This window comes from Rhizobium johnstonii 3841 (assembly GCF_000009265.1).
GTDB lineage: Bacteria > Pseudomonadota > Alphaproteobacteria > Rhizobiales > Rhizobiaceae > Rhizobium > Rhizobium acaciae.
In genome coordinates, this window is sequence record NC_008380.1 from 381,291 (window position 1) to 406,310 (window position 25,020).

Below are 25,020 nucleotides of genomic sequence, written 5' to 3' on the forward strand. Positions count from 1 at the left end.
TCATCCCGCCAGCCGTTCGGCCAGGAAGTCGACGACGGCGCGCACCGCCGGCAGCTGGCCGCGCCGGTGCGGCATCAGGATGGTCGTCTCGATGCTGCCGGCCGTCCATTCCGGCAGCACCCGCACCAGCCGCCCGTCTGCCAGCGCCTTGCGGCAGACGGATGTCGGCAGGCAGGTGATGCCAAGCCCCGACATGGCCATTTCCATCAAGACATAAGGCTCATCCGCGGCCATGACGGATTGCAGCGCGACGAGAACCTCGTCGCCGCCCGAGTAAAGCCGCCACAGGTCCTCCGTCAGGCTGGTCATGATCGTCGCGTGCTGCGCCAGTTCCTCCGGGCGGCGTGGTTGCCCGTGGACGCTCACATAATCCGGCGAGGCGAGGATGAAGAACGGATGGCTGGCGAGCTTCCGCTGCACCAGCGCCGAATCCGGCAGCGGCGTCCGGTGGCTGCGCAGCGCAATATCGAAACCTTCCTGGACGATATCGACGAAGCGGTCCGTCACGTGCACGGAGAGCCGGAGCTTCGGATAGCGCACAGCCAGCGCCGGCAGATGCTCCGTCAAGGTAAACTGCGCCGTCGGCACCGAGGCGGTCAGGCGAACGCTGCCGGCGGGTTCGGCCAGATGCCGCCGCACGATGCCTTCGGCCATCTCCGCCTCGATGATCGAGGCCTGGGCATGCTGAAAGAATTCCCGGCCGAGTTCGGTCAGTGCGAAGCTTCGCGACGTGCGCTGGATCAGCCGCACACCAAGCCGTGCCTCCAGCTCCGCAACCCGCTTGCTCACCGTCGATTTCGGAATGCCGAGATGCCTGGCGGCAGCGGTGAAGCTGCCGCTGTCGACGGCCTGTACGAAAAGATGGAGGTCGTTGAGGTTGAAGAGCGCCATTGCCAGCTTCCAGATATGTGGACATTGCGATGCATTTATAGCCTCTACCGCATGATCGTCCACATCATCACATTCATCGCGTCCAAACGGGTTCAATTCTGAAAGGAACGATTGATGTCACCCATATTGTTTTACGGCGTGCCGGAGGGCTGCTCCTTTGGCTCGATCGTCGCGTTGGAATGGTCCGGCCTGCCTTACCGGCTCTGCCGCGTCGAGATGCCGGAAATAGTCTCCAGCGAAGAATACAAGCGGATCAACATGGTCGGCGAAACGCCGTCGCTGCTGCTCGAAGATGGCAGGACGATCAGCGAAAGCATGGCGATCCTCCACCATATCGGCGCCTGTACGATCGGCAGCGGTCTGGGTTTTGCGCAGGGCTCGGCAGATTTCGATCGGCTGAATCAGATGCTGGCCTTTCTCAACACCACCTTCTTCCAGGCCTTCGGCCCGCTCTGGTATGCGATCGAGCATCCGCTGGAGCCGGAAGAGAAGCAGGCCCTCACGGCCTATGGCATCGCCGCGGTCGAAAAGGCGCATCATAGGCTGGAGCGTCTGCTCGATGGCCGCGAATGGCTTCTCGGCAACGGCCCGAGCTTGGCGGACGCCTATTTCGTCGGCATCGCCCGTTGGAACGACTTTCACAAGGTCGTCGACCGCCGGCAGTTTCCCGGCCTGCATCGCCTCTATGAGCGCATGCAGCAGGAGCCGGCCGTGCGTTTTGCCCATGCGATCGAGCATCGGCAGGAGGCGAAAAGCAGCGGCGGTTTCCGCGGCGAGGTCGATCTGGCCGAGGGGCTCGGCCTATTGAAACAGGCGGCCTGATCGCCTCAGCCGTCGCGCCCCTGCGGTGCGGCGGCCGATCTGCCGTCAGCCGGCGGCGATGATTTCGATCTCGACCAGCCAGTCGTCGCGCAGCGTTTCGACGATGATCGCCGTGGTCGGCACGGCGCGGCCGCCAAGCGCCCGAACACGGGCATTCTGGTTCGCCTCCATAAAGACGCCGTCGCTGAGATAGCTCGTCAGCCGCACGATATTGTCCACCGTCATATCAGCGGAGGTGAGGATGGCGCGCAGATTGAACCAGATGAGCTCCAACTGGCCCTCCAGATCCGCCGCCGCCATTCCCTGTTGATCGAGACCCATGGTGCCGCTGACGAAGAGCAGCCGGGACGATTGCCTGACCTCGAGCGCATGGATGTAATCGGGGCTCGCCGCATAGATCCCGTTTGCCGGATTGTGCGCGATCATCTCCATGAGATTCCTCCTCTTCCGAATATCCTATTGAAGAATGTCAGTATCGGCGATTATTCTTCGGCAGAAAGGGGAGTTTGCGGAATGGCGAAAAATACAGACGATCTTCGGCTGGGACGCAGGCAGCAGCCGGTCATCGATGCATTCGACCGAAGAATATTAGCCGCGCTCGCCGCCGACAGCAGCCAGAGCTATGCCAGGCTTGGCGAAGCGGTCGGCCTGTCGGCGCCGGCCGTGCATGAACGGGTGCGTCGCCTGAGGCAATCCGGCGCCATCAAGGGCGTGCATGCTGCGCTGGATGGCGCAGCGCTTGGCAAGCCGCTGCTTGCCTTCGTGCATGTGGAGGCGGCCGGCTGGGGCAAGAGCGAGCGACTGATGCAGGTCCTGCAGTTTCCCGAGGTCGAGGAGATGCATTCGGTCGCCGGCGACACCAGCGTTCTCTTCAAGGTCCGCACCGCCAGCCCGCAGGCCTTGGAAGCTTTTCTCGCCCAGATCCACGCCGTTCCCGGCGTCACCGGCACCCGCAGCTATATTGCGCTTTCCACCTATCTGGAGCGTCCCGTACAGGCCGGCGTCACCGATAGCTGGCCGGACATGCCTCTGCCGGAATGAAGGCGGGATGTTAAGCCGAGGCCAGCCTAATCCTCGCCCTCGAAGCGTGGAAGCGTTTCGATATTCTCCACTCCGGGCAGGGCCGAGCGGCACCATATCTGTTTCCTCGGCACCAGTTCCTGCCGCTGGTCGATGCTGCCGACGCGAATGCCGATCGCGCCGCCTTCGCCGTCCGTGCGGTAGAGCGGCGATCCGCAATTCGGGCAGAAGAATTGCCGGCTGAGACCACCGCTGTCGCCATATTTTGCGTAGCCTCTCGGCTCGCCTGAAGTGAGCGTGAAACTTTCCGGCCGCGCCGGCGCGGTGATGCGATAGGCCGAGCCCGTCAACCGCTGGCAATCGGTGCAATGGCAGATCGACACCCGCTGCGGGTCGATCTCCGCCTGATAGCGGATCGCGCCGCAGTGGCATCCTCCGGTAATATGCATCGGCAAGTCCCCAAAGCAGGTCGCGCAAAACTGTACAGCGGTTTAGCGACAAAGACTCGCCGCGCTTTAGTCCGCCGGCTGAGCGGCTAAATGTGTGGCGTAGAAGGCTTTTGCATCCGCCGTGAAGGCGGCCCGCTGTTCAGCTCTTGTATAAAACATATGGCCGCCGCGATAAAGCTTCAGTCCGACACGGCCGCCGGCGAGCGAGGGCGGCAGATGGTCGACCACGTAGCGGCTGACGCCATAAGGCGTCACCACATCGCTGTAGCCATGTGCGATCAGCAGATGGAAGGCCGGGTTCGCGGCGAGCAGTTGCCGGATGTCGTCGGTGGCGCTGGCCTGGAAGCGCGATCCGCCGCCGCGTCCGCCGCCCCATTCCCAGCGTCGGCTGATATCGCCGTCGAGCAGAGAATAGGTCATTTCGGTCCTGAACCCGAGTTCGTTGCGGGCGTAATCGGCAAAGGCGCCGCCATAGGCGCGGGTGAAACCGTCGAGGATGGCGTCGTCGCCGCGATCGTAATCCGATTCCGGGTAGGGATCGGGTGCTGCAAAGGAGGCGTCGTAGGAGCTCATCACCTCGCCGCTGCCGGCGTCCGAATGCTTGACGAAGGAACTGCCGAGGAAGCCGCGGTTGCGGCTGACGATATCCTCGGGGATGCCCGTCAGGCGAGCGATCCTGCCGTAGAAGGCGGCGGCATCGGCCCCCGTCGGCGGCGGCCCGGCGAGCGTCGTCAGATAGTCTCCGAGCGCGAAGGTTTCGGCCTCCTTCTGCTTCTCTTCGTCAAAGGCCTTGTGCCGGTCGAGTTCGGCGGCGGCGAGCGACGGCAGCTCCAGTGCCGCGCCGAGCGCGAACTGATCGGCATTGAACATCAGCTGGCCCTCGATCAAGGGTGAAAGCATCACTGCGCCGGCGACGATGATGCCCTGGCTTTGCTGCAGCACGGAGGCGACCTTGGCGGCGCGGAAGCCGCCATAACTTTCGCCGAGAAGATATTTTGGCGAGGTGGAGCGGTTGTTGTGCGCGACATAGAGCGCGATCGCCTTGGCAATGCTCTGGGCGTCGGCGTCGACGTTGTAATAGTTGGCGTCATCCGCCTTTGTCGTGCGGCTCCAGCCGGTGCCGATCGGATCGATCAGCACGAGATCGGTGAAATCGAGCCAGCTTTGCGGGTTGTCGACGAGTTTCGCATTGGCGCCGTCACGTCCATCCGGCCCGAAATCGAGCACCTTCGGCCCGACCAGCCCGAGATGGAGATAAGCGGAAGCGGCACCCGGTCCGCCGTTAAAGGCAAAGGTCAGAGGCCGGTTCGCCCCGCTATCCCTTGCGACATAAGCGGTGTAGAAGATCGCGCCGGTCTGCGCGCCGTCCTGGCCGAAGAGATCCAGCGTGCCGGCGGTGGCGGTATAGGCAAACTTCCGGTCGCCGATCGTCAGCGCATGCTCGGTGACGGAATCGGGCGGCAACAGCTTCAGCACGCCGTCGCGCGCGCCGCTCTGGACATTTGCCCTCGGTTGATTGCTTTCCTGTGCATGGGACAGGGCAGGTGCCAGCGACGCCATAAACGTAGCGAGCAGAAACAGGGTTCGTATGCGCAAGATGTTTCCTCCGGCGGTCGGGATGAGAGGCTGAGATAGCGTAGCATCCGCGGCCGACGACCGGCATCAAGAGATGGTGATGGACAGGTGAGCGGGCGGATCAACCGTCCTTTTCGGCGGCATGGACATTGATCTCGACCGCCCGGCCGGCCTTCCAGCCGTTGATCGCCGCGCCCAGTCCGAGTGCGACGAACAGGGCTGCGCACCAGGAAAAGCTGCCGGTCCAACCGCGGATGAGGCCGACGATGAGCGGGCCGATGGCGGCGAGCAGGTAGCCGACGCATTGCGCCATGCCGGAAAGATGGGCGGCGACATCGGGATCGCGCGAGCGCAGCACGATCGTCGTCATGGCCGCCGCGATCAGCCCACCCTGGCCGATGCCCTGCAGCACCGCCCATAGCCAGACCGTCGAAAGCGGTGCGAAGAGCAGGCCGAGCAGGGCGGTGACGGCGACGCCGCAGAGGCTCGCATTGATCAGCCGCTGGTCGCGACCGCGGACGGCGATATGCGGCACGATCAGGCAGGATGCCGCTTGCACCATCACTGACAGGGAAACGATCGCCCCGGCGGTGACGCCGTCGAGCCCGCGTTCGCGCAAGATCGGAACCAGCCAGCCGAAGACGCAATAGGCAAGTGCCGATTGCAGCCCCATGAACAGCGTCACCTGCCAGGCGAGCCGGTCGCGCCAGAGGCCTTTGACGTGGAAGCCGTTCCGTCTTGCCTGCCTGCCGCTGCGAAGAACCTCAGGCAGCCAGAGCAGGCTGACGATGAGGGCAGGCAGCGCCCAGACGGCGAGGGCGCCCTCGAGAGAGCCGCCGAGCGCGTGCTCGATCGGCAGCGTCAGCCCGGCGGCACTTGCCGCCCCGGCGCAGAGCGCCATCGTATAGAAGCCGGTCATCAGCGCGGCGCGCCCGGCGAAATCCCGCTTCACCAACCCCGGCAGCAGCACGTTGCCGACGGCGATACAGGCGCCGGCAAGGGCCGTACCGATGAAGAGCAGCGGCACGGAGGAAAGCCCGCGCAAACCCGTGCCGAGCGCCAGAAGCAGGAGAACGCCGAGCAGCGTGCGTTCCGTTCCGAAGCGCTGGGCAAGACGGGGCGCAAGCGGCGAGAAGGCGCCGAGGCAGACCACCGGCAGCGTCGTCAGCAGGCTGGCGCCCAGCGCGCTGAGGCCGAGCTCCGAGCGGATTTCCGGCAGCAGCGCCGAGGCGCTGGAGAAGACCGGGCGCAGGTTGAAGGCGATCAGCACCAGGCTTGCGCCCAGCAGAAAACGACCCGCAGCTCCCCGCACCGGCGTGGCCTGCGGCGGCGGAAGGCTGCCGGCCTCGGCATCGATCAGCAATTCGTCGGCGGCGTCGAGCGCGCTGGCGGCATGGTTGGCAGGCGTGTTCATGACAGGATCATCCGCTCGAGCGCGGCAAGAACCGGCGCCATGAAGCGGCGCACCGCCGCATCCGCCTTGTCGGGATCGCCGGTTTCGATGGCGTCGACGATCTCGGCATGCGCCTGCATATCGGGTTCCGGAATATCCTTGCCGAGCGTCGCCGCGATGGTGTCGGCGATCGAGGCCGAAAAGAAATCGTAGATCTCGATCATCGCCCGGTTGCCCGAAGCGGCGATGACGGCCTTGTGGAAGGCGAGGTCGCGTTCGATGAAGGCGGCCTGGTTGCCGCCGTCGTAATTGCCGCGTTCGGCAAGCAGCCTGCGAAGCCCGGCAACAATCTCCGGCGTCTTGCGGATCGCTGTCAGCCGGGCGGCCTCGACGTCGAGCGCCAGGCGCGCCTCGAACTGGTCACGCAGGCTGGCGCGCCGCGCCATCGTCAGCGGTCGGCCGGCATCGCTGGTGGCGCGGACATAGGTGCCCGAACCCTGCCTTGTCTCGAGATAACCCTGAGAGACGAGAACGCGCACCGCCTCGCGCACCGTGCCGCGGCTGACGGACAGCATGGCCGACAGGGAGGCCTCATTCGGCAATTTCTCGCCGACCGCCCAGCGTTTGCCGAGAATGTCGCCGCGGATCGCCTCGATCGCCTCATCGGCGAGATTGGTCTTGCTGAGCGCTCTCATCCCACTACTCATAAAGTCATCTGATGACTTTATGAGTAGTGGGATTTCGATCTTTCGTCAACGCCCGGCATCGAGACAATAAAGGCATCAAGACAATAAAAAAGGGCCGCCTCAGCGACCCTTTCCATGAGTTTGGCCTCAAACTGGCCTGGACTGTCTATGCAGCCCCAGGAAGGCGGGGATTAGAGCGAGGGCTGCCTCGCCTTCGTCACCTCTTCCATGCCCGTTACGAGGTCCGAAATCTCATTAGACATTGGATCACCTTCCTTTCGTTCTGTTGCTGATGACTTAAAAGTAGGCCGATTCTTCGCAGATGCAAGAGAGAAATGCGTTCAGTGCGCAGCTTTGATGAAGGTGCCGTTCTGCAGTTCGCGCATCGCCTGCATGATTTCCTCGCGCGAATTCATCACGATCGGGCCGTGCCAGGCAACCGGCTCCTCGATCGGCTTGCCGGAGACAAGCAGGAAACGGATGCCCTGGTCGCCTGCCTGCACCGTCACTTCGTCGCCGCTGTCGAAGACCACGAGCGTGCGGTTGCCGGACATGTCGCGGATATTCAATTCCTCGCCGTCGACTTCCTTCTCGACGCGCACGCCGAAGGGTTTCGATGCATCGCGGAAGGTGCCGGAGCCGGCGAAGATATAGGCGAAGGCATTGCGGTAGGTATCGACCGGCAGGCGCTTCTTCCGGCCGGGCGGCACCGAAACGTCGAGATAGATCGGCTCGGCGGCGACGCCATCGACCGGACCGGCCTTGCCCCAGAAATCGCCGCAGATCACCCGCACCGCCGTGCCGTCATCATCGACGACGATAGGGATATCGATGGATTTGACGTCCTGGTAGCGCGGCGGCGTCATCTTCAGCGAGGAGGGCAAGTTCGCCCAGAGCTGGAAGCCGTGCATACGGCCGGCAAAATCGCCCTTCGGCATCTCCTGGTGCATGATGCCGCTGCCGGCCGTCATCCACTGGATGTCGCCGGCGCCGAGCAGGCCGCTATTGCCCAAGCTGTCGCCGTGCTCGACGGTGCCGGCGAGCACATAGGTGATCGTCTCGATGCCGCGATGCGGATGCCAGGGAAAACCGCGGATATATTCCGCGGGATTGTCGTTGCGGAAATCATCCATCATCAGGAAGGGATCGGTCATCGCGGGATCGCCGAAGCCGAAGACGCGGTGCAGCTTGACGCCGGCGCCTTCCATGGTCGGTGTGGCAGTACTTTCATGCTTGACGGGGCGGATCGACATGGCGTCCTCCTAGGGGTTCAACTTGGCGGCGACTATAGCCGCCCGGCTGCCGGGCGCGAAGTCTGCGGGACAGACAACGCAGTGTTCACAAAAGAACACAGCGTTTCGCCGAATTTGAAGAGGTCAGACGTCAAGAAATCGTCATGTTTCACTTGCAAACCGGCAGGGCGTTAAGCTGTTATTAGCGACGATATTCGACAATTCAGTTGTCGTTTCAGCATTTTCCGCCGATGCGGCGGGTTCCGGAGCAAAGAGCCATGTGTCGCTGGGCAGCCTATCGCGGAGACCCCCTCTATCTCGAGGAGTTGGTATCCTCGCCCGCCCATTCCCTGATCGAGCAGTCGCATTGCGCCACCCGCGCCAAGACCGCGACGAATGGCGATGGCTTCGGCATTGCCTGGTATGGCGATAGACCCGAGCCCGGCCGCTACCGCGATATCCTGCCCGCCTGGTCGGATTGCAATCTGAAGAGCCTGGCGCGGCAGATCCGTTCGCCGCTCTTCCTCGCCCATGTCCGGGCTGCCACAGGCGGCGGCACGCGCCGCGACAACTGCCACCCCTTCACCCAGGGCACCTGGTCCTTCATGCACAACGGCCAGATCTCCGGCTTCGAGCGCCTGCGCCGGCCGATGGAGGCGATGCTCGACGACGAGTTGTTCAATGCCCGCGGCGGCACGACCGATTCCGAATTGATGTTCCTGCTGGCGCTGCAGTTCGGCCTGCGCGAGGCGCCGGTCGCCGCGATGGCGGAAATGATCGGTGTGATCGAGGATCTGGCCGAAAGCGTCATCGGCTCGATCCTGCTGCGCTTTACCGCTGCCTTCTCCGACGGCAAGGCGCTTTATGCCATCCGCTACGCGACCGATCGCAAGGCGCCGACGCTCTATGCTTCTCCCGTCGGCGCGGGCTATTGCCTTGTGTCGGAACCATTGAACGACGATGTCGATGCCTGGGCTGAAATTCCGGATGGCAGCGCCGTCACCGTCGGTAAAGATGGCATCGACGTCGCCGACTTCCGGCCGGAGAAGCGGAGTGCCGCCAAACCGCTGCGCGTGGCTATTCCTGCCTAAACTCTCGGCGTTAGCTGAACTGCTTGGCGATCAGCGCCGCGAGCCGTTCGGCAACCTCTTCCTTCGCCAGGTCAGGCCATTGCTCGACCCCGTCGCGGCGGACGAGTTTGACCCTGTTGCGGCTGCCGCCCATGATGCCTGTCGCGGGAGAAACGTCATTGGCGACGATCATGTCGGCGCCCTTCCTCTCGAGTTTCGCCTTCGCATTGATTTCCACGTCCTGCGTCTCGGCGGCAAAGCCGATCACCAGTTTCGGCCGCATCGTATGATGGCCGACGGTTTTCAGGATGTCCGGATTCTCGGTCAGCGCCAGCGTCGGAATGGATTCGCCCGGATGTTTCTTCAGCTTCTGGTCGGCCGCCGAGGCTACGCGCCAGTCAGCAACCGCCGCGACCATCACGGCGATGTCGGCCGGCAGCGCCGCAAGCACGGCATCACGCATTTCCTCTGCCCGCTCGACATGCACGACGTTTACGCCGACGGGGTCCGCAATTGTTACCGGCCCTGACACCAGCGTCACCTCCGCCCCGAGCTTTGCAAGGGCTGCGGCGATCGCATGGCCCTGCCGGCCGGAGGAGCGGTTGGCGATATAGCGCACCGGATCGATCGGCTCATGCGTCGGTCCTGACGTGACGATTGCCTTGCGTCCCTTGAGCGGCTTATCTCCATCGTCGAGCATGGTTTCGGCAGCAGCGACGATCTCCAGCGGTTCCGCCATCCGGCCGAGCCCGGCCTCCCGGCTTTCCGCCATCTCGCCGGCCATCGGCCCGACGAAGCGGATGCCGTCGGCTCTGAGCATCGCCGCATTCCGCCGCGTCGCCGGATGCGCCCACATGGCGGGGTTCATCGCCGGTGCGGCCAGCACCGGCCTGTTGGTCGCCAGAAGCACGGTCGAGGCGAGATCGTCGGCAAGCCCGTTCGCCATCTTCGCCATCAGATCGGCGGTGGCAGGGGCGATCAGCACGAGGTCGCATTCGCGCGCCAGGCGGATATGGCCGATATCCTGTTCGTCCTGCCGCGAAAACAGATCGAGGAAGACATGGTCCGCCGCCAGTGCACCGACGGCAAGCGGCGTGACGAATTCCTGGGCGCCTTTGGTCATCACAGGGCGCACGCTCGCGCCGCGCTCGCGCAGCCGGCGGATCAGATCCAGGCTCTTATAGGCCGCGATGCCGCCGGAGATGATGAGGAGGATGCGTTTGCCGCTGAGAGCCATGGCCTTCTACCCGTCGCCTTTTCTGACCGTCCTCGACCCTAAGCCTTTGGCGGAGAACATGCAATCGCGCCGACGACATGCAGCGGACCTGCTCGGGTAGCCGCTGCATGACGATCGCGATCGCCATGCCGAAGCCGGCAAGCAGCGCGGCAGCTGGTCCCGCCGCGCTCGTGGGTCAGAGGTTGCTCATCCCGCCGTCGATGATGAGTTCGCTACCGACGATATAGGCCGCCTCATCGGAGGCGAGGAAGACGATCGTCTTGGCGACTTCGCTGGGATTTCCGAAGCGGCCGACGGGGATCTGGGCCTGGATCTGCTCGGCCATCGCCTTGGATTGGGCTTCCGAAGCGCCGAGCTTGCTGTAAAGCGGCGTGGCGATCGGACCGGGGCTGACGGCGTTGACGCGGATGCCGCGGCCGATGAGTTCGCCCGACAATGTCTTGGCAAGCGTCAGCAGCGCGCCCTTCGTCAGCGAATAGACGCTGGAGTTCGGCATGCCGATATGGGCGTTGATCGAGGTGTTGAGCACGATCGCGGCTTGCTTCGAAAAAATCGGCAGCAGCGACTGAATCAGGAAGAACGGTCCTTTGACGTTGATATCAACAGACTTGTCGAAGGCGGCTTCGCTCCACTGTTCCAGCGGCCCGAATTCGGCGACCCCAGCGTTGACGAAGAGGATGTCGAGCGTGCCGAAAGCCTCTCTCACGCTATCGGCGACGGCCTTCTGGCCGACCGCATTGCCGGCATCGGCCTGGATGACGGTGGCTTTGCCGCCAAGTTCGGCGCGGGCCGCCTCGACGCTTGCCGTGCTGCTGCCGGTAACGACGACGCGGGCGCCCTCGGCGATGAACTGGCGGGCGGTCTCGAGACCGATGCCGCTGGTGCCGCCGGTGATGAGGGCTGTCTTGTTCTGGAGGCGTGACATGATGACGTTCCTTTGATCGAATTTTGGGCCGCGGCCCGTTGTTGTTGGATGGGAGAATGCTCTGAAAAAAGCGGCGCGATAAGCCGGCGCGTTGAAGGATCACCAACCCGCAGCGGATAATCGCGCCCTGCCGTCTCAGCTGCGGGTGATCGAGGCGCCGCCGTCGACCAGCGATGCCGTGCCGGTGACGAAGCTCGCATCGTCGGAGGCGAGATAGAGAACCGAGCGGGCGAGTTCTTCGGGTGTCGCGACACGCTTCAGCGCATGCAGATTGGTGACGAAGGCCTGCTTCTCAGGCGTGTCGTTCATGTCCCGATACATGTCGGTATCAACAGCACCCGGCAGGATGGCATTGACGCGCACGCCCTGCTGGCCGAATTCGGCGGCAAGCGCCTGTGTCAGGCCGATCAGGCCGGATTTGCTGGCGGCATAGGCGGCAACGCCCGGAAAGGCGAAGCTGTAGCCGACGAAGGTCGAGGTGAAGATCACCGAGCCGCCGCCATTTTCCACCATTGCGCCGATCTGGTGCTTGGCGGCGAGGAAGGAGGCCGTCAGATTGATCGCCAGCGCCTCGCTGAAGCCTGCTTCCGAAACACCGGTGCTCGCACCGGCTTCGCCGAGCGTGCCGGCATTGTTGAAGGCGATGTCGAGCTTGCCGTATTTCGTCACGGCGGCGGCGACCAGCGCCTTGTGATAGTCTTCCGAGCGCACGTCGCCGGCAATGGCGATGGCGTCGCCGCCCTCTGCCTTGATCTCGGCGACGAGACTGTCGAGTTCGCCCTGGCGGCGGGCGCCGACGACGACCTTGGCGCCTTCGGCGGCGAAGAGCTTTGCCGTGGCGCGGCCGATGCCGGAGCTTGCGCCGGTGACGATCGCGACCTTGTTGTTCAAGCGGTTCATGGTTCCATCTCCTGGGTTTAAGGTGAGGCGGCCCCTGCCGTCCCTTTCGATGAAGGGAAGATGGCATTTTCCTTTCGTTCGGATTAGTCTTCAGATTGGGGAATTCGAATTCGGAAAAGCCGAACGATGATCAGGATCGAAGGTATTGCGGCTTTCGTCGCCGTGGTTGAGGCGGGCTCGGTCAGCGAGGCGGCCCGGCGCCTGCGGCTATCCAAATCCGTCGTCAGCGAAAGGCTGGCGGAACTGGAGAAATCGCTGGGCGGCATGCTGCTGCACCGAACGACGCGCAAGCTCACTTTGACGGAGGATGGCACGGTCTTCCTTGGGCGCGCCGCGCGCATCGTGCGCGAGATCGAGGAAGCCGCGGCAGATATGGCGGAGCGGCGCGGAACGCTGTCCGGCCCGATCCGTATCGCCGCCCCCGTCACCTTCGGCCGCATGCATCTCGGCCCGGCGCTCTATCCTTTTCTTGCCGAACATCCCGAGATCGAATTGACCCTCGATATCGATGACCGGCGCGTCGATGCCGCCTCGGACGGTTATGATGCCATCATCCGCAACGGCCCGATCGCCGATAGCCGGCTGGTCGCCTGGAAGCTCGCTCATAGCCGCCGCCTTCTCTGCGCCTCACCGGATTATCTCGCCCGCCAGGGAATTCCGTCGTCGCTGGCTGATCTCAACAGCCATCGCGGCATCTTCTACACCAATCGCGGCGTTGCCGACTGGCGGTTCCAGACGTTCGACGGTGCGATCGTCGTGCGCGCGAAATTGGCGCTCGGCATCAACAATGGCGATATGCTCCGCGACGCCGCGATTGCCGGGCTCGGCATCGCGCTGCTGCCAGCCTTCATCGCCGGCCCGGCCATCCGCGAGGGCCGGCTTGCCGAAATCGATGTCGGCCACAAGCCGGAGGCCGAATTCATCTACATGGCACATCCCGAGGGCCGAAATCCCTCCGCCAAGCTCCGCGCCATCGCCGACCACCTGAAGAAGAGCTTCGGCGATCCGCCCTATTGGGATCCGGTGGGTTAACTCATGTACTCAGCAGGCTGATCAGGTTCTCGGTGACCGGCGAACGATGTGTTTTCAGGATTGCCAGCGCCAGGCGCGCCACGGCCGGCGGCCCCTCGATCGGCCGGTAGGCCACACCTTCGAGCTTGATCTGCGAGATCGAGGCCGGCACGATCGAGACGCCGAGATCGGCCGCCACCAGATTGACGACCGATGAAATCTGCGGCGCCTCCTGTGCCACGGTCAGCTCGAATCCCGCCTTGCGGCAGGCAAGCACGACATCGTCGTAGAGGCTCAAGCCCACGAGCCGCGGAAAGAGGATGAAGGGTTCGTCCGCCAGCGCCGCAAGCGGTAGCTTGCTGCGCCGTGCCAAGGGATGGCCGGCGGGCAGGGCGATCACCATCGGCTCATCCGGCAGCCGCCGCAGCCGGATACCGGCGGGATCGTCGAGGCTGGGGCGCATGAAGGTGGCGTCCAGCTCGCCGCGTTCCAGCTTCTGCATCAGCGCCAGCGTATTCATTTCCGTCAGCGATAGCTGCACCTCCGGCCAGCACGCGCGAAAGCGGCGGATCGTCGTGCTGACCACGGGATTGAAGGCGGAGGAGGCGGTGAAACCGAGCGACAGCCGGCCGGTCTCGCCGCGATTGGCGCTTTGCGCCGCAAGCTTCGCCTTTTCCGCGGCCGCGAGCGACGCCTTTGCCTCGCCGAGGAAGGCCGTACCCGCTGCCGTCAATTCGGCGCCGTGCGGCACGCGGTGAAACAGCGCCGCACCCACTTCCCTCTCCAGATCGCGGATCTGCTGGCTGAGCGGCGGCTGCCCGATGCCGAGCTTGCCGGCGGCACGGGTGAAATTGCCTTCTTCTGCCACCGCGAGAAAATACCTCAAATGCCGCAACTCCATCGCCATCTCCAAAACCTATCGGAATCGCCAGTTTCATATATTGGACAAATGGAGTGGCGTTGACTAGATCGGAGACCGGAAGGATGAAGATATGCCGACGTCAGTGCATGCCGTGAAGACCGCCGAGACAGCCGCAATCCCAGGGCAGAAGCAATACCTGACCCGTGGCACCGGCGCCTATCACCGCGCCAGCCTGGCGCTCTTCCTTTCCGGCTTCTCCACCTTCTCGCTGCTCTATTGCGTGCAGCCGCTGCTGCCGATCTTCTCGCAGCAATTCTCCGTCAGCCCGGCCGAAAGCTCGCTGTCGCTCTCGCTCTCCACCGGTTCCCTCGCAGTCGCGATCGTCTGTGCCGCCGCCGTCTCGGAAGGCCTTGGCCGCCGCAGCCTGATGTCGATATCGCTGGTCGGCGCGGCATTGCTGACCATCGCCACGGCCTTTGCCCCGAATTGGCACCTGCTGCTCGTCATCCGCGCCCTGCAAGGCCTCGTTCTCGGCGGCGTGCCGGCCGTCGCCATGGCCTATCTCGCCGAGGAAATTGATCCGCGAGGCCTTGGCGCCACCATGGGCCTCTATGTCGGCGGCACGGCCTTCGGCGGCATGTCCGGCCGCGTGCTGACCGGCATCTTCGCCGAATATCTCACCTGGCGTCCGGCGCTCTTCATCATCGGCGCCATCGGCCTTGCCGCCGCGATCGGCTTCATCGCCCTCTTGCCGCCGTCACGCAATTTCGTCCGCCGGCCGGGCTTCGATCCGCGCTTTCATGCAAAAGCCTGGCTCGGCCATCTCACCAATCCGGCGCTGCCCTTCATCTTCGCCATCGCCTTCCTGGCGATGGGATCCTTTGTGACCATCTACAATTATGCCGGTTTCCGCCTCATGGCGCCGCCCTATGGCCTCAACCAAACCGAACTCGGCCTGATCTTCACCGTCTATCTCTTCGGCATCGGCGCCTCTTCGATCGGCGGCCTGCTGGGAGACCGGATCGGGCACTTTTCCGTGCTTCTCTTCGGTCTGGCGCTTACCGCCGCCGGCAGCGCACTGACGCTCGCAGCCTCTCTCCCGGTTATCATCCTCGGCATCATTGTGCTGACGACCGGCTTCTTCATGAGCCATTCCATTGCCAGCGGCCTTGTCGGCAAGCTTGCGCATGGCACCAAGGGCCACGCCTCGTCGCTCTATATGCTCGCCTATTATGTCGGCTCCAGCCTCATGGGTTCGGCGGGCGGCTGGTTCTTCGCGGTTGAAGGCTGGGCCGCTGTCGTTATCTTCACGCTTGCCATGCTGGCGCTGGCCTTTGTCTCCGCCTGTCTTGCCCAGCACCTCGCGAGGAGAAAAGCATGATCCGCATAGACCGTCTCGACCATCTCGTGCTGACCGTCGCCGATATCGCCATCACCTGCGATTTCTATTCCCGCATCCTTGGCATGTCGGTCGAAACCTTCGCGGAAGGCCGAAAAGCACTGAAATTCGGCGGGCAGAAGATCAACCTGCATCAGGCCGGACACGAATTCGATCCCAAGGCGACACATCCCACACCCGGCTCCGGCGACCTCTGCTTCATCGCCGAGACACCGCTGGCCGATGTCATCGCTGATCTACAGGCCGCGGGCGTTGCGATCGAAGAGGGTCCCGTCGAGCGCACCGGTGCGACCGGACGTCTGCGCTCGGTCTACTTCAGGGATCCCGACGGCAACCTCATCGAGGTCTCCAATCTGATTGCCTGACGTCCGCCTCCCGCACATCAACCAAGCCGGATATAGGGCACGTCCTTCTTCGCCACCTCATCCAGCGCCTCCTCGTAACCGGCATCGGCGTAGCGCATGACGCCAAGCGCCGTATCGTTGGTCAGCGCATGGTCGAGCCGTTCGTCAGCGTCGTCCGTGCCGTCGGCGACGACGGTGACGCCACAGCTCGTCATGTAGCCGGCATAGCCGCCGCCGCCGGAATGGATGACGACCAGATCGGCCATCGACGAGCAGAGCATCATCGCGTCAATCAGCGGCCAGTCGGCGATCGCGTCCGAGCCGTCCTTCATCCCCTCGGTCATGATATTGGGATGCGCCATGGCGCCGGCATCGAGATGGTCGCGGGAGAAGGCGACGGGGCCTTTGAGTTCGCCGCTCGCCACCAGCGCATTGACGCGCCGGGCGAGTGCCGTGCGTTCGCCATGGCCGAGCCAGGCGATGCGGGCCGGCAGCCCCTCGAAGGGCACGTGCTCGCGCGCCAGCCGGATCCAGTTGGTGATGATCTTGTTGTCGGGGAACATTTCGAGCAGCAGGTCGTCGATCCGGGCGATGTCGCTCTCCTCGCCCGATAGCGCCATCCAGCGGAATGGGCCGATCGCCCGGGCAAACAGCGGCCTGAGATAGGCTTCGGTGAAAATCGGAATGTCGAAGGCATTGGCGACACCGCCCTCTTTGGCCTGCGTGCGGATCAGATTGCCGTTGTCGAAGACTTCCGAGCCCTTTTTCTGGAACTCCAGCATCGCCGTCACATGCTCGACGATCGAGGCGCGGCTTGCCGCCATCAGCTGGCCCTGGCCGTCGTCACGCAGACCCTTGACCTGATCGAGGTTCATGCCCTTCGGCACGTAGCCATAGACGAGGTCGTGCGCCGAGGTCTGGTCGGTGACGATGTCGGGCACGATGCCGCGCCGGGCGATTTCCGGATAGACCTCCGCCGCATTGCCGACGAGGCCGACGGAAAGCGCCCGCTTGTCCTTCACCGCCGCATCGATCATCTGAAGGGCGCTATCGAGATCAGGCGCGATCTCCTGGAGGTAACCGATCTGCTGGCGCTTGCGGGCCCGCTCCGGATCGATGTCGACGCAGAGGATCGCAGCGCCTGCCATGCGGCCGGCGAGCGGCTGCGCCCCGCCCATGCCGCCGAGGCCGGCCGTCAGCACGAACCGGCCGAGGAGATCGCCGCCGAAGCGCCGCTCGGCGATGCGCATGAAGATCTCATACGTGCCCTGGATGACGCCCTGGCTGCCGATATATTGCCAGGCGCCGGCCGTCAGCCCACCCCAGCAGATCAGTCCCTTGCGCTGCAGCTCGTAGAATACTTCGGCCTTTGCCCATTGCCCGACGATATTGCAGTTCGCCATGATGACCAGCGGTGCCTTGGCATGCGTTCGAACGAGCCCGATCGGCTTGCCGGACTGGATGAGCAGCGTCTGGTCCTCCTCCATCTCGGTCAGCGCCTTGACAATGCCCCTGTGCGCCGCCCAGTTGCGGGCCGCCTTGCCGAGCGCGGCATAGACGATCAGGTTGTCGGGATCCTCGCCGACGGAGAGCACGTTTTCGAGCAGCCGCAGCAGCGCCTCCTGCCGCCAGCCCTTGGCGCGCAGTTCCGGCCCGCCGGGAATCGGAAATTTCGGATGACGTGGATTGGCCTTCGGCATCGTGGGTTCCTCGTTTTGCTACTTGCTCGGCAGCGATTCCACATAGGCGAGCGCCGCATCGAGCAAACGTCGTCTCAGAGCATCGTCGCCATAAACCTTGGCATTGCCGCGCACCCAGCCATGCATCACCCGCTCGCCCGACAGCATCTGGATCACGCCTGGCAGCGCCAGCGCCCAGCCGTCATTCCCTTTGCCGAGACGGATCAGCATGCCGTCCTGGCGCGCGCAGCAGAGAAGATTGCCGTTCAGCATGAAGGCCCAGCCGCCGAACATCGATTTTTCGGCAAGGCCCGGCTGACCGCCGAGTTCCTCACGCATCAGTTCTTCCAAGCCGGGATCGCGCGCCATGGATCAGGCCTTCGTCGCCAGTGCATAACGTGCGATCTCGATCCCCATCGCCTTTTCGACGACGGGATAGACGGTCGGATCGAGCACGCTTGCCGACAGCGGAATGATCTCCATCGGCACATGCAGGATGAAGACATGCATGCCGCTCTGAAGCTGGCCGACGCTGAGCGGCTCGCCTTCCGGTGAAAGCGTGGTGATGACGGCGGGGAAGGTGGCAAGCCTTTTGCCATCCGCATCGTCCACCGCCATATATTCGTTCATCACGTGCAGCGTCACCGATTTTTCGCTTGCGCCGACGGTGATCGTGCCGATGTCGAAGGCTTCCTTGGTGTAGACGACGTCCTTGCGGGTAATGACGCCTTCGGCAAGGATATGGCCGCCCGTCGTCTTGCAGATCGCGTCGATGACGGCAGATCCGCCGCGCTTCTCCGCCGCGATGATTGCTTCGCCGAGCGCAAGCGCCATCGAGATGCCGCCGAGCGCCGCATGGGTGCGGACATAGGAGGCGCGGAGCGGATTGCGGCAGCTGGCGATGAAGCCGCCGGATTGGTCGGCAGCAGCGCGCAGCACCGGCGAGATCTTCGCCGTCGCGCCCTTCACAACCAGCTCGATATAGCGGTTCTCGGACCGATTGCCGCCGACGGCGGTCTGGATCATCTGCTGGGGCGAGCCCGCCATGCCGATCGAGCCCATGTCGCCGGTGGGATGCGCACGGATATCGCCGACGGCGTCGACCACCTTGGTGCCGAGGATCGCGGATGGCAGCCAGCCGTTCAGCGTCGAGGATTTGCCATTCTGGCCGATGATCAGCCCGGAAAGCTTTTCACCCAGCGCCTCCTGCAGCAATTGCACTGATTTCACATAGTCGATGCCCTGCATTTCCCAGGGGGTGGTGGAGGCCGGCGCGCCGATCGCGGCCGCAGTCGCAATCCAGTCCTCGTCCCGCAATTCGTCGATCGAGACCAGCTCCGGCTTGCCGACATTGACGGCGGCATAACCGAGCATCCGTCCGTGATCGGCCCAGCCGCCGCCGCCGGCGGCATAGACGGAGCCGCCCTTGACGGCAGCTTCCACGTCCTTCTCAACGAGTATGCGTCCCATCGGTCCTCTCCTGATTCAAGCTCGTGTCCATCTCGCGCACCGCCTCGAAAAGCACGGCGGTGCCGAGCGTGATATCGTCATTGTCAGCCCATTCGTCGGCCGAATGGCTGCGGCCTTCCCGGCAGGGTACGAAGATCATCGCCGCCGGCGCCACCTTGGCGATCCAGGCCGTATCGTGCCCCGCGCCGGAGGCCATGCGCCGATGTTTTGCGCCGACACGTTCGCAGGCAGCCTCCAACATCGACAGTAGCCCGGGATCAGCAGGCGTCGGCTGATTGTCGGAAACCCGGTTCGGCGTCTTGATCGTCACGCCGTAGGCGCCCGCCAGCTTTTCGACATGACCGTCGAGCCAGCGGCAGAATGCTTCCATGTCGGCACGGATTTCGGCACGGCCATCGATCAGCAGCACCACCTTCGACGGCACGACATTGGCGGCATTCGGCTCGATCCGGAATTCGCCGACCGTCGCCGCGAAATGCCCCGGCGATTTGGCAAGCTCGGCGGCGGCATTGCGGATGTCGAGCACCAGCTGCGCCGCCGCCACCAGCGCATCCGCCCGCCGGTCCATCGGCGTCGTGCCGGCATGGTCGGCCCGCCCTTCGACGGTGATCTCGACACGGGTGATGCCTGATATCGCGGTGACGATGCCGACATCCTCCTTTTCGGCTTCGAGCACCGGGCCCTGTTCGATATGAAGCTCCAGAAAGCCTGCTATATCGGGCCTGTTCTGCTGCATCAGCACATCGGGTCTGCCGCCGACCTGCGCGATGCCCTCTGCGAGGTCGCGCCCGTCGCTGACCCGCGAAAGCCAGGCCTCCGGCAGTTGGCCGGTCATGCCGCGGCTGCCGATGCAGGACACGCCGAAGATGCTCACCTCCTCGGCAAGGAAATCGACGATTTCCAGATCGTGATCGAGCTCGATATTCTGGTCAACAAGCGCGCGCGCCACCTCCAGTGCCGAGATGACCCCGGCAATGCCGTCGAAGCGGCCGCCGTCCGGCACCGTGTCGGAATGCGAGCCGATCATGATCGTGCCGAGCCATGGTTTTCGGCCTGTCCGCCGGCCGATCAGATTGCCGGCGGCATCGATCCGCGTTTCCAGCCCCGCCGCCTTCATCCGTCCTTCGATATAGGCGCGGCCGTCGAGAAAGAGCGGCGAGAAGGCCCGCCGCGTCCAGGGATGCCCCGGCTCGGTAATCCCGGCCAGTGCCTCGATATCTTCGGCGATCCGGCTGGCATTGACGGGAAGATTGCGGCTCATGCTTCAGCTCCCGCAATGACCTGGCGCGGCAGCGGCCGCACGAACCTGCCGGTGCCGGGCTTGGCCAGCACCTTCGCGCCCTCGGCGATCTTTTCGCCGCGCAGATAGGTGGCGGAGACGGTCCAGGGCAGGCGGATGCCGTTATAGGGGCTCCAGCCGACGACGTTGTTACCGCTGGCTGCGGCATCATAGACGCTTTCGCGCGGCTCGAGCACGACGATATCGGCATCCTTGCCAGGGGTCAGCGCGCCCTTGATATGGTCGAGCCGGAAATGCTTCGCCGGGTTCTCCGCCATCAGCCTGGCGGCCCATGTCAGCGGAATGCCGCGTTCGACGGCACCTTTGACAAAAAGCGGCACCATCACCTCGAGGCCGGGAACGCCGGAGGCGTTGGCGAGCATGTCGGGATTGGTCTTGCGGTTTTCCGACCAACTGACGTGATCGGTCGAGACCAGCCAGACATCGCCCTCCGCCACCTTCCGCCAGAGCCTCTCCACCTCGGCGCGCGGCCGCACGGGCGGATTGATCTTCGCCTTGCCGCCGAGCCGCTTCACGTCGCTTTCCTCGTCGAGCGTCAGGTAGTGGATGCAGCATTCGACTGTTGCCGCAAAGCCGTCGCGGCGATAGGCGCGCGCGATATCGTAGCCGCGTCCGAGCGAGCAGTGCACCACATGCGCCGGGCAGCCGGTATTGGCGCCGGTCTCGAAGATCGTATGCATCGCCAGCAGTTCGGTGATCGGCGGCCGCGACAGGCCGTGCGCCCGCCAGTCGGTGATGCCGCTCGCCTTCACCTGTTCCATGTAAGTGCGCACCGCCTCGTCGTCTTCATTGTGCACGCCCGCCGTCAGCCCGGTCGGCGCGATTGCCGCAAAGCAGGCGTCGAGCAGGGCCGGCGGAATGCGCGGAAAGCGCTTCGGATCGGTGCCGAAGGTCGAGAATTTGAAGGCCGCAACGCCTGCCTCCACCATCTCACGGATGCGCACCGGGCCTTCTTCGGGATCGACGGTGCCGTAAAGCGCGTAATCGACCAGCGCCTGCGGGCCGGCATGGTCGATCTTCCGCTTCACCGCCGCCGCCGAGCAGACGAGATTGCCCTCGTCATAGGGCATGTCGACAATGACAGTCACGCCGCCGGCCGCTGCCGATCGTGTCGACCAGAGGAAATCCTCCTGGTCTTTCTGGGAAAGCGAATGCACCTGCGCGTCGATCGCACCGGGCAGGATCAGCGCTTTTCCGAGCAGATGCCGTTCGCGGCCCGCAGGCGGTACGCCGAGGCCGACCTCGGCGATTTTGCCGTCGCGCACGGCGACATAGCCCTCGTCGACAATGCGGTCCGGCAGCACCACCGTGCCCTGCAGAACGAGATCGAAGTCCATGCTGCTTCCTCCGTAACTGGAAATCAGACCGCTGCCGGCTCGTGATGGGTTAGCCGTTCCTCGATGCGCTGCAGCGAGCCGAGGGCGAAGAAATCGTCGAAGGAGGCGATCGGAACCTGCTCGGTCAGCTTGGTCACGAATTCGTCCGAACCAAGTTCTTCCTCGATCGCCTCCACTTCAGCCGAAAGCGGCCGGTCGACCGTATAGAAATCCGCATGTTTGCGCACGACCTCGTAGAGCATGGCGGCGACACCTTTCGGTTCATCGCCGAGAATGTCGATCGCCTGGGCAGACAGCAGTGCCTCGAGGGCTGCGAGACGCTTCAGCGCCCGCATCTGCCGGTCGAAGCGCTCGATGACGAGCGGCAAGAAGGCAGCCTCGTCCTCCAGTCCGGCGGCAACCACCAGCGACTGGGCCGACACGGGATTGGACATCGACAGCACGCGCGAGAAGATCTCGCCGGCAAGTTTGATGATCGGCCCGAAACCGGTGGCAATCCGCCCCGGTGGCACGAGATTGACCGGTAGGTCGCGCCGCTGGCCGTTGCCGAGAATGACGCAGCGGTTGAAGGCGTTGCGCGCCGCATGCGCCATGCAGAGCGCGGCCGATTCGAGCAGGATCGTCACATCGAGCGGCAGAGAGCCGCCTGACGTCATCACCCGGCCTTCGACCACGACGGGATTGTCGTCCGAGCGCCCGGTGGCGGCAAGGATCTTGTGGCCGGTCGATAGCAGGTTCTCGATCACCGCGCCGAACACCTGCGCGATCATGCGCAGGCTGAGGGGATCCTGCACATGCGTTGCCACAGGCCAGTTCCATTCGTCGGAGGCATTGCAGAGCCAGGCGCCGATCAGCGCTTCGCGCGCCGTTCCGACATGCCGGACCGCCTTCCAGGGATCGCGGGAGGCGCCGAGCGCGCCGGCCGCCATCATCGCCGTTGCCAGCAGGACGCGGATCGAGGCCGCGGCGTTGCGCGTCGTTTCCGCTGCCGAGGCAAAGCTCACCGCATTGACGCTGAGCGAGGCGAGGCTGTCGCGCGGCGCCATCCGCATCGGTTCCAGCCCGGCCGCCTGGAAAGCCTCGGCCGCCTGCATCCGGTTGCCGCGATAGATTGCTTCGCCGACGCCGGTCAGCACCGCGCCGATCTGTCCCATCAGGCCGATATCCGCACAGCCGATCGAGCCGGTGCGGCGCACGACCGGGATGAGATCGGCCTCGAGCATCCTGATATAGGCCTGGATCAGCTCCGGCGTGCAGCCGACCTGGCCGGTCAGCGCCGTGTTGATACGGATCGCCATGGCATTGCGCACGATATTGCAGGAAAAGGGGGTGCCTGTGCCGAAATGATGGGCGCGCACCAAGCCGAGATTGAAGGTGTCGAGTTCGTCGGCCGACCACTCCACATCCTTCATGGCGCCGACGCCTGTCGTCGAGCCGTAGACGGGCATGCCGGAGGCAATCGCATCCTCGACGACCTCGCGGGCGATCGCGATGCGGGCCATGCCTGTCGCCGAAGCCGAAACCGCAGCCTTGCCCGCCCCGATTGTCACCATCTCGGCAAAACCGAGCGGTCGTCCGGAAAGTTCGATGCCAGGGCGTTCGTGCTTCATGTGCCATATCTCCCTAGAATGGGATGATTTTAGGCCGATCGGCCCAAAATCTGAATCCCGTTCTAAATTAAAGAGTCAGAGCATGATGTCGCTCACACTTTTCGGCATCATGCTTTGAAGACGAGACTAAGCGAGCCCTCCGTCACATGGGATATCCCAAATGCCGAACACAGCATGTTTTTGGCAGGCGGATCAGCTCAGCACCCAGGCAATATAGACAAGCGTCAATGCGATGATCCACAGGGCAATCTTGGCCGAACGGTTGTGCCGCGCTTCGGCCTTGCCGATCGCCTCCGCCGTCTCAGCATCGAAACGTAAGCCGTGCTCGCTCATATGCAGCAGCTGATGGTGGAATTTTTCGGTCTTCGCTGCGATTTCCGGCACGGCTTCGGCGAGCTTGACCGCCGCCTTCAGCCCGTCCTTGAGATCGGTGGCGATCCGTTTCGGTCCGAGATTGGTACGGATCCAGTCACCGACGACGGGCTCGGAGGCCTTCCACATGTTGAAGCGCGGATTGAGCATGCGCGATACGCCTTCGACCACGACCATGGTCTTCTGCAGCATCACCAGCTCCGGCCGCGTCTCCATGTCGAAGAGCTCGGTCACTTCGAAAAGCAGCGTCAGCAGCTTGCCCATCGAGATCGTCTCGGCCGGCTGTCCGTGGATCGGCTCGCCGATTGCCCGGATCGCCTGGGCGAAGCTTTCGACATTGTGGTGGCCGGGCACATAGCCGGCCTCGAAATGCACCTCGGCGACGCGGATATAGTCGCGGGTGATGAAGCCATAGAGGATTTCGGCGAGGAACCGCCGTTCCTTCTTGCCCAGCCGCCCGACGATGCCCATGTCGACGGCGACGATCATGCCATCAGCATCGACGAAGAGATTGCCCGGATGCATGTCGGCATGGAAGAAGCCGTCGCGCAGCGTGTGGCGCAGGAACGACTGGATCAGCGTATCGGCAAGCAGATTGAGGTCGTGGCCCGCCGCGCGCAGGCCCTCGACATCGGACATTCTCGTGCCGTCGATCCACTCCATGGTGATGACGTCGCGCCCGGTGCGCTCCCAATCGACCTTCGGCACGCGGAAGCCGGGATCCCGTTCGGTATTCTCGGCGATCTCGGAAAGGGCGGCCGCCTCCAGGCGAAGATCCATCTCCACCTTCGTCGTCTGCTCCAGCGTCTTCGTTACCTCGACCGGCCGCAGCCGCCGGCTGGACGGCAGGAAACGCTCCTGCATATGAGCAACGAGATACATTGCCTCGATGTCATGGGCAAAACGCTGGCGCACGCCAGGCCGCACGATCTTGACGGCGACCTTCTTCCGGCCTTCGGCGCTCTCGACCTCGGCCGGATGCACCTGCGCGATCGAGGCGGCGGCAATCGGATCGCCGAAGCTCGCATAGAGCTCGCTGATCGGCCGTCCGAGCGAGCCTTCGATATTGGCCTTGGCGGCAGCAGAGGGAAAGAAGGCCATGCGGTCCTGAAGCTGCGACAGGTCGTTGGCGAATTCGACGCCGACGACATCCGGCCGCGTTGCCAGGAACTGTCCGATCTTCACATAAGAGGGACCGAGCCGCTCGACAGCCTGGGCCAGCCTGTCGCTGCGCTTTTGATGCCGCGCCTTGCTTCGCTCGAAAATCGTGACGAAGGATTTGGCGAGCGCGACCGGAGGCGGCAGCCCTTCGGAAGGAAGGGCTGACACGACACCCTCACGCACGAGCACCCAGCCGACGCGCCAAAGGCGGAAATATGCGCCGAAAGTACTCATGTTCTGTTTGATTCTCGCGCGACGCTATTCGAAAACCGCTC

24 protein-coding genes are annotated in these 25,020 nt (G+C 64.0%); 6 read left to right on the forward strand and 18 right to left on the reverse strand.

The genetic code is table 11. The features are described from left to right. Entirely contained in the window at window positions 1-891 is an 891-nt protein-coding gene (locus RL_RS01815; RefSeq protein WP_011650149.1) for a LysR substrate-binding domain-containing protein, read from the reverse strand. A gap of 114 nt (window positions 892-1,005) precedes the next feature. Between RL_RS01815 and RL_RS01820 the strand changes: the two genes are divergently transcribed. Next, window positions 1,006-1,713 carry a glutathione S-transferase family protein gene (locus RL_RS01820; RefSeq protein WP_011650150.1) on the forward strand — a complete coding sequence of 236 codons (708 nt, stop codon included), beginning with the start codon at window positions 1,006-1,008 and terminating at the stop codon, window positions 1,711-1,713. Between the two features lie 45 nt (window positions 1,714-1,758). On the opposite strand, the gene RL_RS01825 is transcribed toward RL_RS01820, so the two are convergent. After that, window positions 1,759-2,145, reverse strand: a complete 387-nt coding sequence (locus tag RL_RS01825) for a RidA family protein (protein WP_011650151.1) — start codon at window positions 2,143-2,145, stop codon at window positions 1,759-1,761. Between the two features lie 27 nt (window positions 2,146-2,172). Here RL_RS01825 and RL_RS01830 point away from each other — a divergent pair, with 27 nt between their 5' ends. Then, window positions 2,173-2,754, forward strand: a complete 582-nt coding sequence (locus tag RL_RS01830; protein ID WP_011650152.1) for an Lrp/AsnC family transcriptional regulator — start codon at window positions 2,173-2,175, stop codon at window positions 2,752-2,754. 26 nt (window positions 2,755-2,780) lie between these two features. On the opposite strand, the gene RL_RS01835 is transcribed toward RL_RS01830, so the two are convergent. The 5 genes from RL_RS01835 to RL_RS01855 form a co-directional block, all read right to left on the reverse strand. Then, window positions 2,781-3,182, reverse strand: coding sequence for a GFA family protein (locus RL_RS01835; RefSeq protein ID WP_011650153.1), 402 nt, complete (start codon window positions 3,180-3,182; stop codon window positions 2,781-2,783). A gap of 66 nt (window positions 3,183-3,248) precedes the next feature. Then, entirely contained in the window at window positions 3,249-4,778 is a 1,530-nt protein-coding gene (locus tag RL_RS01840) for a S10 family peptidase (RefSeq protein ID WP_011650154.1), read from the reverse strand. 100 nt (window positions 4,779-4,878) lie between these two features. Continuing rightward, a complete protein-coding gene (locus tag RL_RS01845) occupies window positions 4,879-6,171 on the reverse strand; it encodes a CynX/NimT family MFS transporter (protein ID WP_041936142.1) in 1,293 nt (430 codons plus the stop codon). Next, the gene (locus RL_RS01850) at window positions 6,168-6,845 is read right to left on the reverse strand and encodes a FadR/GntR family transcriptional regulator (protein ID WP_011650156.1); all 678 of its coding nucleotides are present in this window, start codon (window positions 6,843-6,845) and stop codon (window positions 6,168-6,170) included. Before RL_RS01850 ends, RL_RS01845 begins: the two co-directional genes overlap by 4 nt. Window positions 6,846-7,177: 332 nt before the next feature. Continuing rightward, window positions 7,178-8,089 (reverse strand): pirin family protein, encoded by a 912-nt coding sequence (locus RL_RS01855; RefSeq protein WP_011650157.1) that lies wholly within the window; start codon window positions 8,087-8,089, stop codon window positions 7,178-7,180. Window positions 8,090-8,346: 257 nt separating this feature from the next. Here RL_RS01855 and RL_RS01860 point away from each other — a divergent pair, with 257 nt between their 5' ends. Beyond that, entirely contained in the window at window positions 8,347-9,159 is an 813-nt protein-coding gene (locus RL_RS01860) for a class II glutamine amidotransferase (protein ID WP_028740553.1), read from the forward strand. Window positions 9,160-9,169: 10 nt separating this feature from the next. Here RL_RS01860 and coaBC read toward each other — a convergent pair whose 3' ends face one another. The 3 genes from coaBC to RL_RS01875 form a co-directional block, all read right to left on the reverse strand. Continuing rightward, window positions 9,170-10,375: a bifunctional phosphopantothenoylcysteine decarboxylase/phosphopantothenate--cysteine ligase CoaBC gene (coaBC, locus tag RL_RS01865; protein WP_011650159.1), complete on the reverse strand. Its 1,206-nt coding sequence runs from the start codon at window positions 10,373-10,375 to the stop codon at window positions 9,170-9,172. A gap of 175 nt (window positions 10,376-10,550) precedes the next feature. Continuing rightward, the gene (locus RL_RS01870) at window positions 10,551-11,300 is read right to left on the reverse strand and encodes an SDR family oxidoreductase (protein WP_011650160.1); all 750 of its coding nucleotides are present in this window, start codon (window positions 11,298-11,300) and stop codon (window positions 10,551-10,553) included. A gap of 135 nt (window positions 11,301-11,435) precedes the next feature. Continuing rightward, a complete protein-coding gene (locus tag RL_RS01875) occupies window positions 11,436-12,200 on the reverse strand; it encodes an SDR family oxidoreductase (RefSeq protein ID WP_011650161.1) in 765 nt (254 codons plus the stop codon). A 126-nt stretch (window positions 12,201-12,326) separates the two neighbouring features. Between RL_RS01875 and RL_RS01880 the strand changes: the two genes are divergently transcribed. Next, the gene (locus RL_RS01880; protein ID WP_011650162.1) at window positions 12,327-13,232 is read left to right on the forward strand and encodes a LysR family transcriptional regulator; all 906 of its coding nucleotides are present in this window, start codon (window positions 12,327-12,329) and stop codon (window positions 13,230-13,232) included. A gap of 1 nt (window position 13,233) precedes the next feature. On the opposite strand, the gene RL_RS01885 is transcribed toward RL_RS01880, so the two are convergent. Beyond that, complete coding sequence (locus tag RL_RS01885; RefSeq protein ID WP_028740549.1) at window positions 13,234-14,112, reverse strand: LysR family transcriptional regulator; 879 nt, start codon at window positions 14,110-14,112, stop codon at window positions 13,234-13,236. Window positions 14,113-14,203: 91 nt separating this feature from the next. Between RL_RS01885 and RL_RS01890 the strand changes: the two genes are divergently transcribed. Together RL_RS01890 and RL_RS01895 are read left to right on the forward strand one after the other, a co-directional pair. Continuing rightward, window positions 14,204-15,454 (forward strand): MFS transporter, encoded by a 1,251-nt coding sequence (locus RL_RS01890; RefSeq protein ID WP_011650164.1) that lies wholly within the window; start codon window positions 14,204-14,206, stop codon window positions 15,452-15,454. Beyond that, the gene (locus tag RL_RS01895; protein ID WP_011650165.1) at window positions 15,451-15,837 is read left to right on the forward strand and encodes a VOC family protein; all 387 of its coding nucleotides are present in this window, start codon (window positions 15,451-15,453) and stop codon (window positions 15,835-15,837) included. The genes RL_RS01890 and RL_RS01895 overlap by 4 nt, the downstream gene beginning before the upstream one ends. A gap of 17 nt (window positions 15,838-15,854) precedes the next feature. Here the strand turns inward: RL_RS01895 and RL_RS01900 are convergent, their stop codons facing one another. From RL_RS01900 to ubiB, 7 genes are all read right to left on the reverse strand, one after another. Continuing rightward, complete coding sequence (locus RL_RS01900) at window positions 15,855-17,516, reverse strand: urocanate hydratase (protein ID WP_011650166.1); 1,662 nt, start codon at window positions 17,514-17,516, stop codon at window positions 15,855-15,857. Window positions 17,517-17,534: 18 nt separating this feature from the next. Next, window positions 17,535-17,864, reverse strand: a complete 330-nt coding sequence (locus RL_RS01905) for a TfoX/Sxy family protein (protein ID WP_011650167.1) — start codon at window positions 17,862-17,864, stop codon at window positions 17,535-17,537. Window positions 17,865-17,867: 3 nt separating this feature from the next. Then, window positions 17,868-18,965: a DUF917 domain-containing protein gene (locus tag RL_RS01910; protein WP_011650168.1), complete on the reverse strand. Its 1,098-nt coding sequence runs from the start codon at window positions 18,963-18,965 to the stop codon at window positions 17,868-17,870. Continuing rightward, window positions 18,946-20,226 carry a Zn-dependent hydrolase gene (locus tag RL_RS01915; RefSeq protein ID WP_011650169.1) on the reverse strand — a complete coding sequence of 427 codons (1,281 nt, stop codon included), beginning with the start codon at window positions 20,224-20,226 and terminating at the stop codon, window positions 18,946-18,948. Before RL_RS01915 ends, RL_RS01910 begins: the two co-directional genes overlap by 20 nt. Next, window positions 20,223-21,602, reverse strand: coding sequence for a dihydroorotase (locus RL_RS01920; protein WP_011650170.1), 1,380 nt, complete (start codon window positions 21,600-21,602; stop codon window positions 20,223-20,225). The genes RL_RS01915 and RL_RS01920 overlap by 4 nt, the downstream gene beginning before the upstream one ends. A 23-nt stretch (window positions 21,603-21,625) precedes the next feature. Beyond that, window positions 21,626-23,212, reverse strand: coding sequence for an aromatic amino acid lyase (locus RL_RS01925; RefSeq protein WP_011650171.1), 1,587 nt, complete (start codon window positions 23,210-23,212; stop codon window positions 21,626-21,628). A gap of 192 nt (window positions 23,213-23,404) precedes the next feature. Next, window positions 23,405-24,979 carry a 2-polyprenylphenol 6-hydroxylase gene (gene ubiB / locus RL_RS01930; RefSeq protein ID WP_011650172.1) on the reverse strand — a complete coding sequence of 525 codons (1,575 nt, stop codon included), beginning with the start codon at window positions 24,977-24,979 and terminating at the stop codon, window positions 23,405-23,407. Between the last annotated feature and the right edge of the window lie 41 nt (window positions 24,980-25,020).

Bases quoted from the DNA above. Each gene is read 5' to 3' on its own strand.
- RL_RS01925 (WP_011650171.1), bottom strand. From the start codon at position 23,212: ATGAAGCACGAACGCCCTGGCATCGAACTTTCCGGACGACCGCTCGGT.
- RL_RS01870 (WP_011650160.1), bottom strand. From the start codon at position 11,300: ATGTCACGCCTCCAGAACAAGACAGCCCTCATCACCGGCGGCACCAGC.
- RL_RS01920 (WP_011650170.1), bottom strand. From the start codon at position 21,602: ATGGACTTCGATCTCGTTCTGCAGGGCACGGTGGTGCTGCCGGACCGC.
- RL_RS01820 (WP_011650150.1), top strand. From the start codon at position 1,006: ATGTCACCCATATTGTTTTACGGCGTGCCGGAGGGCTGCTCCTTTGGC.
- RL_RS01850 (WP_011650156.1), bottom strand. From the start codon at position 6,845: ATGAGAGCGCTCAGCAAGACCAATCTCGCCGATGAGGCGATCGAGGCG.
- RL_RS01835 (WP_011650153.1), bottom strand. From the start codon at position 3,182: ATGCATATTACCGGAGGATGCCACTGCGGCGCGATCCGCTATCAGGCG.
- RL_RS01890 (WP_011650164.1), top strand. From the start codon at position 14,204: ATGCCGACGTCAGTGCATGCCGTGAAGACCGCCGAGACAGCCGCAATC.
- RL_RS01880 (WP_011650162.1), top strand. From the start codon at position 12,327: ATGATCAGGATCGAAGGTATTGCGGCTTTCGTCGCCGTGGTTGAGGCG.
- ubiB (WP_011650172.1), bottom strand. From the start codon at position 24,979: ATGAGTACTTTCGGCGCATATTTCCGCCTTTGGCGCGTCGGCTGGGTG.
- RL_RS01860 (WP_028740553.1), top strand. From the start codon at position 8,347: ATGTGTCGCTGGGCAGCCTATCGCGGAGACCCCCTCTATCTCGAGGAG.
- RL_RS01885 (WP_028740549.1), bottom strand. From the start codon at position 14,112: ATGGAGTTGCGGCATTTGAGGTATTTTCTCGCGGTGGCAGAAGAAGGC.
- RL_RS01910 (WP_011650168.1), bottom strand. From the start codon at position 18,965: ATGGGACGCATACTCGTTGAGAAGGACGTGGAAGCTGCCGTCAAGGGC.
- RL_RS01905 (WP_011650167.1), bottom strand. From the start codon at position 17,864: ATGGCGCGCGATCCCGGCTTGGAAGAACTGATGCGTGAGGAACTCGGC.
- RL_RS01895 (WP_011650165.1), top strand. From the start codon at position 15,451: ATGATCCGCATAGACCGTCTCGACCATCTCGTGCTGACCGTCGCCGAT.
- RL_RS01855 (WP_011650157.1), bottom strand. From the start codon at position 8,089: ATGTCGATCCGCCCCGTCAAGCATGAAAGTACTGCCACACCGACCATG.
- RL_RS01825 (WP_011650151.1), bottom strand. From the start codon at position 2,145: ATGGAGATGATCGCGCACAATCCGGCAAACGGGATCTATGCGGCGAGC.
- RL_RS01845 (WP_041936142.1), bottom strand. From the start codon at position 6,171: ATGAACACGCCTGCCAACCATGCCGCCAGCGCGCTCGACGCCGCCGAC.
- RL_RS01815 (WP_011650149.1), bottom strand. From the start codon at position 891: ATGGCGCTCTTCAACCTCAACGACCTCCATCTTTTCGTACAGGCCGTC.
- RL_RS01875 (WP_011650161.1), bottom strand. From the start codon at position 12,200: ATGAACCGCTTGAACAACAAGGTCGCGATCGTCACCGGCGCAAGCTCC.
- RL_RS01915 (WP_011650169.1), bottom strand. From the start codon at position 20,226: ATGAGCCGCAATCTTCCCGTCAATGCCAGCCGGATCGCCGAAGATATC.
- RL_RS01900 (WP_011650166.1), bottom strand. From the start codon at position 17,516: ATGCCGAAGGCCAATCCACGTCATCCGAAATTTCCGATTCCCGGCGGG.
- coaBC (WP_011650159.1), bottom strand. From the start codon at position 10,375: ATGGCTCTCAGCGGCAAACGCATCCTCCTCATCATCTCCGGCGGCATC.